The following is a 14,558-nucleotide window of genomic DNA, read 5'->3' on the forward strand; positions in this document are numbered from 1 at the left end:
TTTGCTCGAATCAGTAAATTTACAGCCGTTCTTGCTTTGAAGCAAGATTTCGGCGCAAACCATTATCCAGGATCGCTTTGCCGCAGCCGTTCGCGGACAGCAAGGCGTATGGTAGCAATGGATAAAAGATAATAATAATGCAAAATCGGTATAACGGTGATCCGATCAATTGCGCCCCGGATTTGGGGCGCGGCGGGATTGTTCGTCGGCAGGGAGTCCGGCGCGCCAGGCAGCTGATGCAGCCTGGCGGAATATTAGAAAAACAAGAAAAGACGGCGGCTAGGCTGCCCTGCTTATTCGCTAGGCGTCATCGCCAGGCCGCTGTTGCGCTCTATCGAAGCCGACCACAGGGTCAGGCCGAGCGCCAGCGCCACCAGCACCACGCCGACATAGGGCAAGGTGGTCAGCTGGAAACCGGCGCCGATCGCCATGCCGCCAAACCAGGCGCCGCCGGCGTTGCCCAGATTGAAGGCGCCCTGGTTCAGGGTCGACGCCAGGTTCGGCGCCGCGCTGGCGCGTTCCACCACCAGCACCTGCAGCGGCGGCACGATGGCAAAGGCCAGCACACCCCAGACAAAAATCGTGATCACAGCCGGCAAGGGCGTGCGCATGGTCAGGGTAAACACCGTCAGGACCAGCGCCAGCGCCACCAGGAAACCGATCAGCGACGGCAGCAGGCGCCAGTCGGCCAGCTTGCCGCCGAGCGCGCTGCCCACGGTCAGGCCGAGGCCGAACACCAGCAGCACCAGGGTCACCGCATGCGGGGTCAGCCCGGTGACGTCTTCCAGGATCGGCGTGATGTAGGTGAATACTGAAAACAGGCTGGCCGAGGCCAGCGCGCTGATCGCCAGCACCATCACCACTTGCCGGTCCTTGAGCACGGCAAATTCCTGCAGCAGGCTGGTCTTTTGCATTTCGATCTTCTTCGGCAGCCACAATGCCAGCGCAATCGCAGCCAGCACGCCGATCACCGTCACCGCCCAGAAAGTCGAACGCCAGCCCAGCTGCTGGCCAAGCGCTGTGCCGAACGGCACGCCCAGCACATTGGCCAGGGTCAGGCCGGCGAACATCAGGGCGATCGCCTGCGCGCGCCGGTTGGGTGGCACCAGGCCGGCAGCCACCACCGAGCCGATGCCGAAAAACGCGCCGTGGCAAAACGCCGTCACCACCCGCGCCAGCATCAGCACCGCGTAGTTCGGCGACAAGGCGCACAGCACGTTGCCGATGATGAACAGGCCGATCAGGCTCAGCAGCGCCGTGCGGCGCGGCATGTTGGCGGTAGCGATGGCGACGATAGGCGCGCCGATGGTGACGCCCAGTGCGTAACCGGTCACCAGCATCCCGGCCGCCGGAATGGTCACCCCCAGATCGCGCGCCACGTCGGGCAGCAGGCCCATGATGACGAACTCCGTCGTACCGATGCCGAAAGCGGCAACAGCAAGGGCAAATAGGGGCAAAGACAGCATGATGATCGTCCGGAAATGGAACCGCCGAATTGCAGGAACTGCGCGGCAGTCAAAGGCGCGCACCGGGAGCCATGGTGCGAAGCAACATTATATCAATCGCTGTTTATTTGTGTTAGCGCTACCAGATTTGTGCGATGAAATCTGGCAGCGGGGGCGGAAAGTGTTGGATTTTTGCGATAAGAAGCAGGGAAAGCAATCACCCGCCAACACTTCCCCAAAACCTTATGGCATCGCAAAAGTCGCAATCTCCACGCGGCGGTTAGGCAGCAGGCAGCGGATCAAGGCCTGCTGGGGAAGGCCGTCGCTGCACTGGATAACGGCATCCTGCGCACCCAGGCCGACGGCTTTGATGCGCCCGGCCGGGATGCCGTAGCTCACCAGCACATCCTTGACCGTATTTGCGCGCTGGATCGACAGGTTCAAATTGTAGCTATCGGTACCGAGCCGGTCGGTATAGCCGCGCACTTCCACCCGGGCAAAACGGCTCGCGGCCAGGCGTTTTGCCATGGCGGCAAGCTGCGCCCTGCCCGCCGGCAGCATCTGGCCCAGGCTGGACTGGTCGAAGCGGAACAGCGCATCCGCCGAAATGCGTTCTATTTTTGGGCGCTGGTACTGCGGGGCTGCCGGCGGCGGCGCTGGCGGCGCAACCACAGCCACCGGCTGCACTGCCACCCAGTAGCCCTTGACCCATCTCGGCGCATCCTGATGGCGCCGCTCCCAGTAGCCGCGCTGCCAGGAATAGCCGGAACGCGGCGGCGGCGGAACTGCCTCATAACGTGGCGGCGGCGCCTCGAACCGCTGCCAGCCGTCCCGCTCGACAATGACCTGGGAAGCATCGCGGCGCCAGCCCGGATCGGCCTGGACTTGCGGCTGATAGGGAGACGGCTGATATTGGACTGGCTGCGCCAGCACATGATTGGCCGCGCCCAGCATGCTGGCGGTGGCGACTGACAGGAGCAGGATTTTTGCGATGTAGGTTTGCATGATGTTGTCCTTATAATAAGTAGCAGGCAGGTGCTTGCTATTAAACGGGCAACGTTCGCCGCCAGACGTGCTGGCGATGTAATTTTGGTAACTAAACGTTAGTTTTTCGACATCTTTCTGCGCAAGCGCACGATTCCTGTTTCTCCCTTACACAAAAAAATGCCTCCCCGGCTTTTGCAAGCCCGAGAGGCATTGACCCATAAAGATGCTATTGCTGCGCTATACGCTGTAGCGCATAAGCGATGACATCGGATCGCGGGCCTGCCGCCCCAGCAAGATCCCGGCAGGGCCGCCTGGTGTTTCCCTTATTTGGCCGGGAAAACTGTCGGGTTGGCCGTGATGTAGGCGTTCAGGTTATCGACGTTCAAGCTGCCGAAGCCTGTCGCGGCGCTCCAGCCGGATGCAGCGGCTTTCATCCCTGGATACGTCGCGCTCCAGCCGTTGTATTCGATTGCGTCGCCGTCCACCGTGGCGCTGGTCACAGGGAACACCAGATTCGCGTTCGATGGAATCGCCGCGTACAAGGCCGAGCTAGGGAAGCCCAGGTTATTGCTATGCGCCGATTCCAGGCGCGACCAGAAGCCGGCGAACATCGGCGCTGCCATGCTGGTGCCGCCAACCACGCCGGCTGCGGTGCCGCCGTTGTTCGACGCCGTGATGTAGATGTAGGTGCCGCTGGCCGAAGCTGCATCGAATACGATATCAGGCAGACCACGCGTGGTATGACCTGTGCCGACGATGCTTGAAGTCTGCCAGCTTGGCGCGGTCTCATACTTGCTGAAACCGCCGCCGCTGGACCAGATGCGCACGGCGCTGCCGACGCCAGTCGCGGCGGTGCCTTCATTCCATACCGCCTGGCCGTTATAAGCGCCGGCCGAAGTAGTGAACAACGCAGTGCCGCCCACCGCAACCACATACGGCGAGCTGGCAGGCTCGCTGACGTCATAAGTCTTTTTCTTGGTAGTGGTGTTTGCTACGCCGGGATTGCCTTGGGAATCGGTATCGCAGTTGTAAGGACCGGCATCGCCCGAGGCAACCGAGAAGGTGATCCCCTGCGCCACACCTTGTTCAAACACGGCGTCATCCGCCGCTTGCGCACCGGACGCCTTGGCCGAAGCCTCGCACTCGCCCAGCGACACGTTGACCACGCTGGCGACGTTGGCGGTCACGGCAGCGTTATAGGCAGCGTTCAGCGGCGCATCTTGCATCGATGTGGCGGTGTAGAAAATCAGTTGCTTGACGCCGCCCGCGGCGCCGTAGATCACCTGGCTGTCCAGCGCCCATTCGACTTCGCCGGACTCGTCGGAAGTCTGGCCGCCGACGTAGACCACGGTAGGCGTCAGCTTCGGCAGGCTCGGGTTATTGTTGAGGAAGGTCTGGAAATCGTTCAGGGTATACGTCATGTCGCCTTCGGCGATCGTGCCGACCACCGCGTTGGAAGCGGCTGGCGTGGTGACGGCGTTATAGATCCCCGGGTATTGCACCGGCGTGTGCGATGTTTGAGTGCCGGCGGCAGCTTGCACGATGCTCTTCTGCGCGCCATGCACGCCGCTGTGCGTCACATGGTGGATCGCCGCATTTTGCAGCCCCAGCACCGAGCCGATGATGGTCCCCAGTTCCGGCGGGACCTGGGCTGCCGTTTCATTGGCGTACACAGCGCGGCCTTCATGCGTAAAGCGCTTCAGGGAAGTGTTGAACGCCTGCTTGATGGTGGCGGCGGTGCCGTCGGCGCTCACCAGCAAGCGATTCGAACTGACGCTGATATTCTTGAAGCCGGCTTTGCTCAAGTGCGCGGTGACGGCGTCCACTTGCGCCTGCGTAGGCGAATACTGTTCGGCGAACTGTGCCGGTGTCAGGAACTTGTGATACGAAGGACTGCCTAGCGTGTAGAGTTCTTTCACGAAATTGTCCAGCTGTGCCTTGTTGCGCAGCTGCAGGCTGACGGTGACGCTCTTCTCTTCGCCCTGCGCCATGTCGACCGCGATCTTGTCGGCGGTGACGGCAAGGCCGGTGCTGTCGTGCGTCTGCACCTGCGGCAGGAACGCCTCGGTCTTGGTCGATACCCAGCTTGAGGTATCGGCGGCGGCCTGCGCCGCCATGCCGATACATGCCAGGGAAAGCGCCATTGCCAGTGCTGAAACGCGCGGGAGCGCAAAGTCCCCTGCTTTTGCTGCTGATGCCTTCGATTTCATCTTCTTATTCCTCTTAAAGTAAGCAACATGGACACAATGTGGAAACAGCTTGCGACAACGCTTGGGCGCACCTCGCCATTCACCCGGATTGCGATGCATGCGCGATACAGCCTCCCTGCCGCCTGGAACCATGGATTGGCACAGACGACAGATGTGCGAAACCATCAGCTTGTAAAAAGCAGGGTGGGTATGCCTAGCGTCTGATTTGCGCCGCTTTTTTGCGACGCGGAGTTAACGAACTGCTAGCTCGTTATTGGGACGGCCGCTGCGTGATCTTTGGCGATCGCACAAGCTGTGCCGGAATTTGGAAGAAGAGCGGATGAAAAGCATCCAGGGAATGTTCGGATTGCGACTGCAGAAACACTGTCAGTTCCAAAGACTTCGTGCCGGTCATCACTATTCCCTTTTAAGGACCATCGATACGACAGCATTACGCTTGTGGGGTAAGTGTCGCTATAAGAAAATCTGTTTTTTTCACCTGTTTGCTGATGCACATTACGGCCCCAGCATAAGTCTTAAATTTCCACACTGCAATATTTACTTACCCGTTTTTACAATTTGTTTCACCTTAAAAAAGAGAGAAAATTTTATCCCCGCACAAGATACAGAAAGATATATTTAAATACTTGAATTTACATGGGAAATTTAGCTGGAAATCCGCATGGATAAAGGCTCGCGGAGATTTTTAAGTTGCTGCATTATGGTGCATTTTCAGATCAAAAAATTCCATATGGATTTGATGGTGAGAAACAGAATTTTCCTCTACCGAGAGATGGCCGACGCAATATTCAGATGTATAAAACTGCTGATCAGAGCAATTGTTTTCCACGTAAAAGACAGCGCTCGGGTCACTGAAAAATCAGACTGCGGCGGCCAGGCAAGGCCGCGACCGCCGCAGATGCAATGTGTCCTCAATCCCGATCAGATGCCGCCCATGCACAGGTATTTGATCACCTGGTAATCCTCTATCCCGTACTTCGATCCCTCGCGGCCCAGGCCGGATTGCTTGACGCCCCCGAATGGTGCGACTTCATTGGAAATCAGACCGGTGTTGATGCCCACCATGCCGCTCTCCAGGCCTTCGGCGACGCGCCAGATGCGGCCGATGTCGCGCGAGTAGAAATAGCTGGCGAGTCCGAATTCGGTATCGTTGGCCAGCGCCACCGCTTCCTCGTCCGTCTTGAAACGGAACAGCGGCGCCATCGGGCCGAAGGTTTCCTCACGCGCCACCATCATGCCGGCCGTCACACCGGCCAGCACGGTCGGCTCGAAGAAGCTGTGGCCGAGCGCATGGCGCTTGCCGCCGGCCAGCAGGCGCGCGCCCTTCGCCAGCGCATCGGCGATGTGCTGCTCAACCTTGAGCACCGCCTTTTCGTCGATCAGCGGGCCCTGGGTGACGCCTTCCTGCAAGCCGTTGCCAACCTTCAGCCGCGCTACGGCAGCCACCAGCTTGGCGGCGAAAGCATCGTAGACGCCGTCCTGCACATACAGGCGATTGGCGCAGACGCAGGTTTGTCCGGCGTTGCGGTACTTGGACGCCATTGCGCCTTCTACCGCGGCATCCAGGTCGGCGTCGTCGAACACGATGAAGGGCGCGTTGCCGCCCAGTTCTAGCGACAGTTTCTTGACGGTAGCGGCGCACTGCTCCATCAGCAGGCGGCCAACGCCGGTGGAACCGGTGAAAGTCAGCTTGCGCACGGTTGGATTGCTAGTCATTTCCGCGCCGATTTCACGGGCGGCGCCGGTCACCACGCTGAACACGCCGGCCGGGATGCCGGCGCGTTCGGCCAGCACCGCCAGCGCCAGCGCTGAGAACGGCGTCGACTCCGCCGGCTTGAGCACCATGGTGCAGCCGGCGGCCAGCGCCGGGCCAGCCTTGCGGGTAATCATCGCCGCCGGGAAATTCCACGGCGTGATCGCTGCGCAGACGCCGATCGGCTCCTTCACCACCACGATGCGCGTGCCCGGGGTCGGCGAAGGAATGGTATCGCCGCCGGCACGCTTGCCCTCTTCCGCGAACCATTCGATGAACGAGGCAGCGTAGGCGATTTCACCGCGCGACTCGGCCAGCGGCTTGCCTTGCTCGGTGGTCATAATCAGCGCCAGGTCGTCCAGATTGGCCAGCATCAGGTCGTTCCATTTGCGCAGGATGATGCTGCGTTCCTTAGCCGTCTTGCGCCGCCACAGGCGCCAGGCTTCATTGGCGGCGGCAATCGCGCGTCTGGTCTCGGCGGCGCCCATCAGCGGCACGCTGCCGATGGTTTCGCCGGTGGCCGGATTGGCGACCGCATGCGTAGCGCCGCCGTCGGCGTTGCACCATTCACCGTTCAGGTAGGCTTGCTGGCGGAACAATGAGGGATCTTTTAATTTCATCACGAGGTAACTCCTATGAACGGGAAAGACCGGCATGTCAGACTACGATATGCCGGTTGGAAAATGGTCTGGACGAAAGCGCTAGAACTTGGCGAGCGCCTTGTTACGTCCGCGTATCCACTCCAGCACCAGCAGCAGGCAAGTGGAAAATACGATCAGGATGGTGGCCAGCGCGGCAATGGTCGGGCTGATGTTTTCCTTGATGCCGGTAAACATCTGGCGCGGCAGCGTGGCTTGTCCGGGACCGGCGACAAACAAGGTTACCACCACATCGTCGAACGAAGTGGCGAAGGCAAACAAGGCGCCGGAGATCAAACCCGGCGCGATCACCGGCAAGGTGATGCGGAAGAAGGTCGAGAGCGGATTGGCGCCCAGGCTGAGGCTGGCGCGCACCAGGTTCTGATTGAAACCCTGCAGGGTCGCCAGCACTGTCGTCACCACGAATGGCGCGCCGAGCGCGGCATGCGCCAGTATCAGGCCGGTATAGCTATCGGACAGGCCGATCTGCGCAAAGAACAGATAGACGCCGACGCCAACCACCACCACCGGCACCACCATGGGCGAAATCAGCACCGCCATCAGCAAACCCTTGCCGCGAAAATCGGCCTTATTCAAGCCGACCGCCGCCAGGGTGCCGAGTATGGTCGCCAGCACGGTCGCCAGAGGCGCGACAATGAAACTGTTCTTGGCCGCGCTGACCCATTCATCCGAGTGCACCAGGTTCTGATACCAGCGCATGGAAAAGCCGTGGATCGGATACACCAGGAAAGTACTGTCGCTGAACGACAGCGGAATGATCACCAGTATCGGCAGCAGCAGGAACAGCAGCACCAGCAGGTTGAAGCCGCGCGAAAAGAAAAACCAGACGCGTTCGGTCAACGAAACATAGGGCGGGAATTGCGGGAATATTTTCATTTTCTTATCCCATCGCCACATCGTTTTTAGTGAAGCGGCGATACACGCCGTACAGCACCAGTGTTGCGGCAAACAGCAAGGCGCCAAGCGCGCAAGCCATGCCCCAGTTGATGGTGACATTGGTGAAATAGGCGATGTAATAGCTGACCATCTGTTCGTTCGGCCCGCCCAGCAAGGCCGGCGTGATGTAGTAGCCTACCGAGAGGATAAACACCAGCAAGGCGCCGGCGCCTATGCCCGGATAAGTCTGCGGCACATACACGCGCCAGAAGGCGGCGAACGGATGGCTGCCGAGCGATACCGCGGCCCGCATATAGGTTGGCGGGATAGCCTTCATCACGCTGTACAGCGGCAGGATCATGAACGGCAGCAGGATGTGCGTCATGGCGATGTAGACGCCGATGCGGTTGAACAGCAACTCCAGCGGCGCCTGGGTCAGGCCGGTCGCCATCAGGGCCTTGTTGACCAGGCCTTCCGACTGCAGCAGCACGATCCAGGCCGCCACCCGCACCAGGATCGAGGTCCAGAATGGAATCAGCACCAGGATCATGAACAGGTTGGCGCGCCGTTCCGACATGGTCGACAGCCAGTAGGCCAACGGATAGCCGAGCACCAGGCAAGCCAGCGTGGCGACCAGGCCCATCCAGAAGGTGCGGCCGAAAATCTTTTGATACACCGAGGCGCTGGCATCGGCTTTCTCGATATGGCCGAAGGCGTCCTGCTTCAGGTCCAGCGCCGCCAGCAGGTAGTACGGTGAATACGCCGAGCCGTTCTTGGCGATGACCTGCCAGTAAGGCAGCTGGGCCCATTGTTCATCGATATCGATCAGCGCCTGCTTGATTTGTCCCGGCGGCAGCGGCTTGCCATCCGCATCCAGCAAAGGCAAGGCGCGCGCGGTTTTCATGATGATCGAACGGGCGCCGGAGATTTCCGAATTGAGGCGGCGCGCGAGGGAGCCAGCGGCGCTGTTTTCCTTGGCCTGCAGCAAGTCCCCGGCCAGCCCGGCATAAGCGGCATCCGGCGGCGAGCTCTTGCGGTCCCAGTTGCTCAGGGCCGCCACAGTATGCGGCAAGGTAGTGGCGATTTCCGGATTTTCCACGGCGCGCTTGAGCAGCATGGCGATCGGCACCAGGAAAGTCAGCAGCAGGAAAATCGCCAGCGGCGCGATCAGCGCCAGCGCCGCCGCGCGCTTGCGAAACTGGGCCTGCCGCAGTTCGCGCTTGAGCTGCGAATTCTGCGGCGCTGCAGGCGGAGCCATCGGCATGGAGTTGACGCCGGCGGAGGATGCAATAGAAGTCATGATGGTCCGGCTTTAGCAAAAAGATGAATGCAAAGAACGACCGCAAGCCAGGGAGAAACCGTCACAGCTCCTCCATGGCCCGCGGCGGCGGCCTGCTTACTTGGCAGCCCAGGCGGTGAAGCGCTGCTCCAGTTCTTCGCCATGATCTGTCCAGAACGACAGGCTCAGCTGCAAGGCATCCTTGGCGTTGGTCGGCGAGGTCGGCAGATTGGCCAGCGTCTTCGGATCCAGCAGCTTGAGCGCCTGGTTGTTCACCGGGCCGTAGGAAATATTGCTGGCGTAGGCCTTTTGCGAATCAGGCTTGCTGGCGAAGGCGATGAACTTCTCAGCATCGGCCTTGTTCGGTGTGCCTTTTGGAATCACCCAGAAATCGAGCGTGTAGATGCTGCCGATCCAGCTGACTTTCAGGTTCTTGCCCTCGCGCTGGGCGGCGTCGATGCGGCCGTTGAACGCCGTCGACATCACCACGTCGCCGGCCACCAGGAATTGCGGCGGCTGCGCGCCGGCTTCCCACCACTGGATATTCGGCTTCAGCTCATCCAGTTTCTTGAAAGCGCGATCGACACCGGCTTTTGTACCGAGCAGCTTGTAGACGTCTTTCGGCGCCACGCCGTCCGCCATCAGCGCGAACTCCAGGGTGTACTCGGCGCCCTTCTTCATGGCGCGCTTGCCGGGAAATTTCTTGGTATCCCAGAAATCGGCCCAGGTCTTCGGCGCGACTTTCAACTTGTCGGCATCGTAGGCCAGCACGGTGGACCAGACGAAAGCGCCGACGCCGCATTCATGGATGGCGGCCGGGCTGAAATCGGCCTTGTTGCCGATCTTGCTGAAGTCGATCTTTTCCAGCAAGCCTTCTTCGCAGGCGCGGCCGATATCGCCGGCGTCGACCTCGACCACATCCCAGCTGACTTTCTTGGCTTCGACCATGGCCTTGACCTTGGCCAGCTCACCGTTGAATTCGACCACCGTGATCTTGTCGCCGCTCGCCTTGGCGTAGGGATCGATGTAGGCAACCTTCTGCGCTGCGCCGTTGGCGCCGCCGAAGTTGACCAGGGTCAGGGCTGCAGCTTGCGCCATGCCGATGGCGGCCAGTGCCAATACCATGCTGCTCAGAACGGGTTTAAAAAACACTTTCATCACGTCTCCTCGTGGATTGAAAAACAATTGCCGAACTACTTTTTGCGCATCATCAGATGAAGATGCGCAGGTGCTTGTGATCTATGTCCAATGCAACTACCGTACCCTCGTTCAGTCCCACCAGCGCCGGGTCGTTCAGCGACAGTTTGACGAAGCAGTCTTCCTGCTGCGGAATCGCACAGCGCACCCGCACGTGATCGCCGAAATAGATCAGGCTGCTGACATTCACCGGGAAGGCATTGGCGGTGGCGCTGGCCAGCGGCAGCAGATGGATGCGTTCAGGCCGGATGCAGGCCACCACCGGCTGGCCGATTTCAGCCTGGTTGGCGTTGACGCCGTGCAACACGCCGCCATGCGGCAGGCGCACGCTGCCGTCGCTGCCTTCGGCCGCGTTGAGGATGCCGTGGAAGCGGTTGTTATCGCCGATGAAGCCGGCCACGAACAAGTTTTCCGGATACTCGTAAAGACGGTCGACCACGGCCAGCTGCTGGATGATGCCCTGATCGAACACGGCCACGCGGTCCGACATGGTCAGCGCTTCGCTCTGGTCGTGGGTGACATAAACGAAGGTGACGCCGAGCCGCTTGTGCAAGGCTTTCAGCTCCAGCTGCATGTGCTCGCGCAGCTGCTTGTCGAGCGCTCCCAGCGGTTCATCCATCAGCACCAGCTTGGGGTCGAACACCAGCGCCCGCGCCAGCGCGATGCGCTGCTGCTGGCCGCCGGACAGCTGGGCCGGATAGCGGTCGCCAAATTTGCCCATCTGCACCATGTCCAGCGCCTTCTTGACCTTGTCGGCGCGCTCGCTGCCGCTGATGTTGCGCACTCTTAGCGGGTAGGCAACGTTCTGCGCCACGGTCATGTGCGGAAACAGCGCATAGTTCTGGAACACCATGCCGATATTGCGCTTGTGCGGCGGCACCTTGTTGAGCAGCTGCCCATCCAGGCGGATTTCGCCGCCGGTGGGAAATTCGAAGCCGGCCAGCATCATCAGGCAAGTGGTCTTGCCGGAACCGGACGGCCCCAGCAGGGTCAGGAACTCGCCGCGCTGGATATCCAGATTGAGGTTCTTGACCACCAGGTTTTCGCCATCATAGGTTTTCTTGACGCCAGAGAACTGCACCAGCGTATCCTGCGCGGCTGGCGGGCTGACCTGCGCCGGCGAGGCCAGGTGAGGGGCGATATTTTCTTGTTTCAACTCGTTCTCCTGCCAGGGTTCAAGCAGCCGCAACGGTGCGCATCGCGGCGCTCAGGATGGCCAGCGCTTCATCCATCAACTTATCCTCTATGGTGAGCGGAAACAAGAAGCGGATCGCATTACTGTAGACCCCACAGCTCAGCAACAGCAAGCCGTTTTTTAGGGCTTCGGCCTGTACCTTCCTGGTGAACTCGGCATCGGGCTGGCGCGTGCCCGGCTGCAGGAACTCAACCGCCACCATCGCTCCCAGGCCGCGGATGTCGGCAATCTGCGGAATTTCTGCGCGCAAACCTTCCAATACCTGCTTCAGCTTGCCGCCCAGCAGATTGGCGCGTTCGACCAGTTGCTCTTCTTCGATCACTTCCAGCACCGCCAGCGCCGACGCCACCGCCAGCGGGTTGCCGGCGTAAGTGCCGCCGAGGCCGCCGGGCGCCGCCGCATCCATGATCTCCGCCTTGCCGCAGACCGCCGAGAGAGGCATGCCGCCGGCCAGGCTCTTGGCCATGGTCATCAGGTCGGGAATCACGCCGGAATGCTCTACTGCAAACAACTTGCCGGTACGGGCGAAACCGGTTTGCACTTCGTCAACGATCAGCAGGATGCCATGCTCATCGCACAACTTGCGCAAGGCTTGCATGAAGGCCGGCGGCGCAGCGTAGAAACCACCCTCGCCTTGCACCGGTTCGAGGATGATGGCGGCGACGCGCTTGGGATCGACATCGGCCTTGAACAGCGATTGCAAGGCTGCCAACGACTGTTCGATGCTAACGCCGTGCAGTTCGATCGGGAACGGCACGTGGTAGACCTCGGCCGGGAACGGCCCGAAGCCGACCTTGTACGGCACCACTTTGCCGGTCAGCGCCATGCCCATCATGGTGCGGCCGTGGAACGCGCCGCTGAATGCAATCACGGCGCTGCGGCCGGTGGCGGCGCGGGCGATCTTGACGGCGTTTTCCACGGCTTCGGCGCCGGTGGAAAAGAAAGTGGTCTTCTTGGCATGGGAACCAGGGGTAATCGCATTGATGCGCTCGGCCAGTTCGATATAGCTGGCGTAAGGCACGATCTGATACGCGGTGTGGGTGAATTTGCCTAGCTGTTCCTGCATGGCTGCGATCAGCTTCGGATGGCGGTGGCCGGTGTTCAGCACGGCGATGCCGGCGGCGAAGTCGATGAAGCGGCGGTTTTCCACATCCCAGATCTCGGCATTGAGGGCATGCGAGGCGTAGAAATCGCACATGACGCCGACGCCGCGCGGTGTCGCGGCATTCTTGCGTTGATGCAACTCGGCGTTGCTGGCTGCCGGCTTGGTGCTGACGCTAGCGATGGCTGCGGCTGCGTGATATCCGTCGTTTTTCATACTGGCTCCTTAGTCATGCGTTTTTTGTGAAAGGCTTTGATGCATACTAAGGCCGCGCTGGCTCTATAATATAGTGCCACTTTCAGTTTTCTAATGGAGCCACTTTGCGCATCGCCTCGCTTACCGACTTCTTGCTGATGCGTATCGAGCGTGGAGCCGACGGCGCCATCGCCAAGGCCGCCGCCGCTGGCACGCCGCTCAACCGGCAGATCTACCAGGCCATCCGCGAGGCTATCCTGTCGCAGCTGCTGCCATCCGCCATGCAGCTGCCTTCTTCGCGCGACCTGGCCCGTGAGCTCGGCATCTCGCGCAACACCGTGACCTATGCCTACGAACAGCTGATCGCCGAAGGCTATCTGGAAACCCGCGCCGGCTCCGGCACCTACATCGCCGACACCACGCCCGACCAGATTCCCGAAACCCGCCTCAACACGCCGCCGCTGACCGATCCCAGCGGCCAGTCGGAACTGTCGGCGCATGGTGCGCAACTGCTACAGCAGGCCGGTGTCAGCGATCTGCAATGGGGCGCCTTCATGCCCGGCGTGCCGGATGTGACGCTGTTTCCGAACAAGATCTGGAGCCGCCTGCAAAACAAGCATTGGCGCCGTTCGCGCGCCGACCTGCTGACTTACGGCGACGCCGGCGGCTACCTGCCGCTGCGCGAAGCCATCGCCGAATACCTGCGCATGGCGCGCTCGGTGAACTGCAACGCCGGCCAGGTGATCATCACCACCGGCATTCATCAGTCGCTCGATATCGTGGTCAAGCTGCTGGGCGAGCATGGCGACAGCGCCTGGGTCGAGGAACCTTGCTACTGGGGCACCCGCAGCGTGCTCAACTCGCTGGGGATCAAGCCGGTGGCGATTCCGGTCGACGCCGAGGGCATGCGCATGCGGCTGGCCAATCTGCGGCAGCCGCCGCGCTTCATCTGCGCCACCCCCTCGCATCAATATCCGCTGGGCATGGTGATGAGCCTGTCGCGGCGGCGCATGCTGCTGGAGTATGCGGCGCAGCGCAAAGTCTGGATTATCGAAGACGACTACGACAGCGAGTTCCGCTACGGCAGCCGGCCGCTGGCTTCGCTGCAAGGCATGGATACCGACGGCCGCGTGCTCTACATGGGCACTTTCAGCAAAACCATGTTCCCCAGTTTGCGCATCGGCTTCATGGTGGTGCCGGAAGCGCTGGCGAACGCCTTCGCCGTCGGCGTTTCCGAGCTGTATCGCGGCAGCCAGGTATTCATGCAGGCGATCATGGCCGATTTCATGACCGAGGGCCATTTTGCTTCGCATATCCGGCGCATGCGCCTGCTGTACGCGGAACGGCTGCATTTGCTGCAGGCCGCCATCGAGCGCCATTTCGGCGACGGCGTCACGCTCACCGGCGGCGAAGCCGGCTTGCACCTGGCGCTGGGCCTGCCGGCGCAATGCGACGACCTGGCGATCAGCCGCGCCGCGCGCGTGGCCGGCATCGTGGCGCGTCCTTTGTCGCGCTATTACATGAACAGCGAAACGGCGCGCAACGGCTTGCTGCTGGGTTACGCCTGCGTGCCGAATGAACAGATCGCGCCGGCGTTCGACAAGCTGGCGGCGATCATCAAGGCCCATTGGAAGTAAAAGACCATCCGTCATACCGACCT

At 61.0% G+C, this 14,558-nt stretch carries 10 protein-coding genes; 1 reads left to right on the forward strand and 9 read right to left on the reverse strand.

The window, feature by feature from the left end; all coding sequences use genetic code 11:
- Nucleotides 1-293: 293 nt before the first annotated feature.
- The 9 genes from BCF11_RS10085 to gabT form a co-directional block, all read right to left on the reverse strand.
- Nucleotides 294-1,463, reverse strand: a complete 1,170-nt coding sequence (locus tag BCF11_RS10085) for an MFS transporter (protein ID WP_098497421.1) — start codon at nucleotides 1,461-1,463, stop codon at nucleotides 294-296.
- A 225-nt stretch (nucleotides 1,464-1,688) separates the two neighbouring features.
- A complete protein-coding gene (locus BCF11_RS10090) occupies nucleotides 1,689-2,450 on the reverse strand; it encodes an OmpA family protein (protein WP_098494626.1) in 762 nt (253 codons plus the stop codon).
- A 305-nt stretch (nucleotides 2,451-2,755) separates the two neighbouring features.
- Nucleotides 2,756-4,576 carry a protease pro-enzyme activation domain-containing protein gene (locus BCF11_RS10095; protein ID WP_233212433.1) on the reverse strand — a complete coding sequence of 607 codons (1,821 nt, stop codon included), beginning with the start codon at nucleotides 4,574-4,576 and terminating at the stop codon, nucleotides 2,756-2,758.
- A 987-nt stretch (nucleotides 4,577-5,563) separates the two neighbouring features.
- On the reverse strand, nucleotides 5,564-7,018 hold the full coding sequence (gene gabD / locus BCF11_RS10105) for an NADP-dependent succinate-semialdehyde dehydrogenase (RefSeq protein ID WP_098494629.1): 1,455 nt from the start codon (nucleotides 7,016-7,018) through the stop codon (nucleotides 5,564-5,566).
- A 78-nt stretch (nucleotides 7,019-7,096) separates the two neighbouring features.
- Entirely contained in the window at nucleotides 7,097-7,930 is an 834-nt protein-coding gene (locus BCF11_RS10110; RefSeq protein WP_098494630.1) for an ABC transporter permease, read from the reverse strand.
- Between the two features lie 4 nt (nucleotides 7,931-7,934).
- Nucleotides 7,935-9,230, reverse strand: coding sequence for an ABC transporter permease (locus BCF11_RS10115; protein ID WP_098494631.1), 1,296 nt, complete (start codon nucleotides 9,228-9,230; stop codon nucleotides 7,935-7,937).
- A gap of 96 nt (nucleotides 9,231-9,326) precedes the next feature.
- Entirely contained in the window at nucleotides 9,327-10,367 is a 1,041-nt protein-coding gene (locus BCF11_RS10120; RefSeq protein ID WP_098494632.1) for an ABC transporter substrate-binding protein, read from the reverse strand.
- A 52-nt stretch (nucleotides 10,368-10,419) separates the two neighbouring features.
- Nucleotides 10,420-11,547 (reverse strand): ABC transporter ATP-binding protein, encoded by a 1,128-nt coding sequence (locus BCF11_RS10125; RefSeq protein WP_369827847.1) that lies wholly within the window; start codon nucleotides 11,545-11,547, stop codon nucleotides 10,420-10,422.
- A 34-nt stretch (nucleotides 11,548-11,581) separates the two neighbouring features.
- Nucleotides 11,582-12,919 (reverse strand): 4-aminobutyrate--2-oxoglutarate transaminase, encoded by a 1,338-nt coding sequence (gene gabT / locus BCF11_RS10130; protein ID WP_098494634.1) that lies wholly within the window; start codon nucleotides 12,917-12,919, stop codon nucleotides 11,582-11,584.
- Between the two features lie 104 nt (nucleotides 12,920-13,023).
- Between gabT and BCF11_RS10135 the strand changes: the two genes are divergently transcribed.
- Nucleotides 13,024-14,535: a PLP-dependent aminotransferase family protein gene (locus tag BCF11_RS10135; protein WP_098494635.1), complete on the forward strand. Its 1,512-nt coding sequence runs from the start codon at nucleotides 13,024-13,026 to the stop codon at nucleotides 14,533-14,535.
- The last annotated feature ends 23 nt before the right edge of the window (nucleotides 14,536-14,558 follow it).

Origin of the sequence: Collimonas sp. PA-H2, assembly GCF_002564105.1 — a bacterium.
GTDB lineage: Bacteria > Pseudomonadota > Gammaproteobacteria > Burkholderiales > Burkholderiaceae_D > Collimonas.

Excerpts from the sequence above, each read along its gene's own strand:
- BCF11_RS10090 (WP_098494626.1), bottom strand. The coding sequence starts at position 2,450 with ATGCAAACCTACATCGCAAAAATCCTGCTCCTGTCAGTCGCCACCGCC.
- BCF11_RS10095 (WP_233212433.1), bottom strand. The coding sequence starts at position 4,576 with ATGGCGCTTTCCCTGGCATGTATCGGCATGGCGGCGCAGGCCGCCGCC.
- BCF11_RS10110 (WP_098494630.1), bottom strand. The coding sequence starts at position 7,930 with ATGAAAATATTCCCGCAATTCCCGCCCTATGTTTCGTTGACCGAACGC.
- BCF11_RS10115 (WP_098494631.1), bottom strand. The coding sequence starts at position 9,230 with ATGACTTCTATTGCATCCTCCGCCGGCGTCAACTCCATGCCGATGGCT.
- BCF11_RS10120 (WP_098494632.1), bottom strand. The coding sequence starts at position 10,367 with ATGAAAGTGTTTTTTAAACCCGTTCTGAGCAGCATGGTATTGGCACTG.
- gabT (WP_098494634.1), bottom strand. The coding sequence starts at position 12,919 with ATGAAAAACGACGGATATCACGCAGCCGCAGCCATCGCTAGCGTCAGC.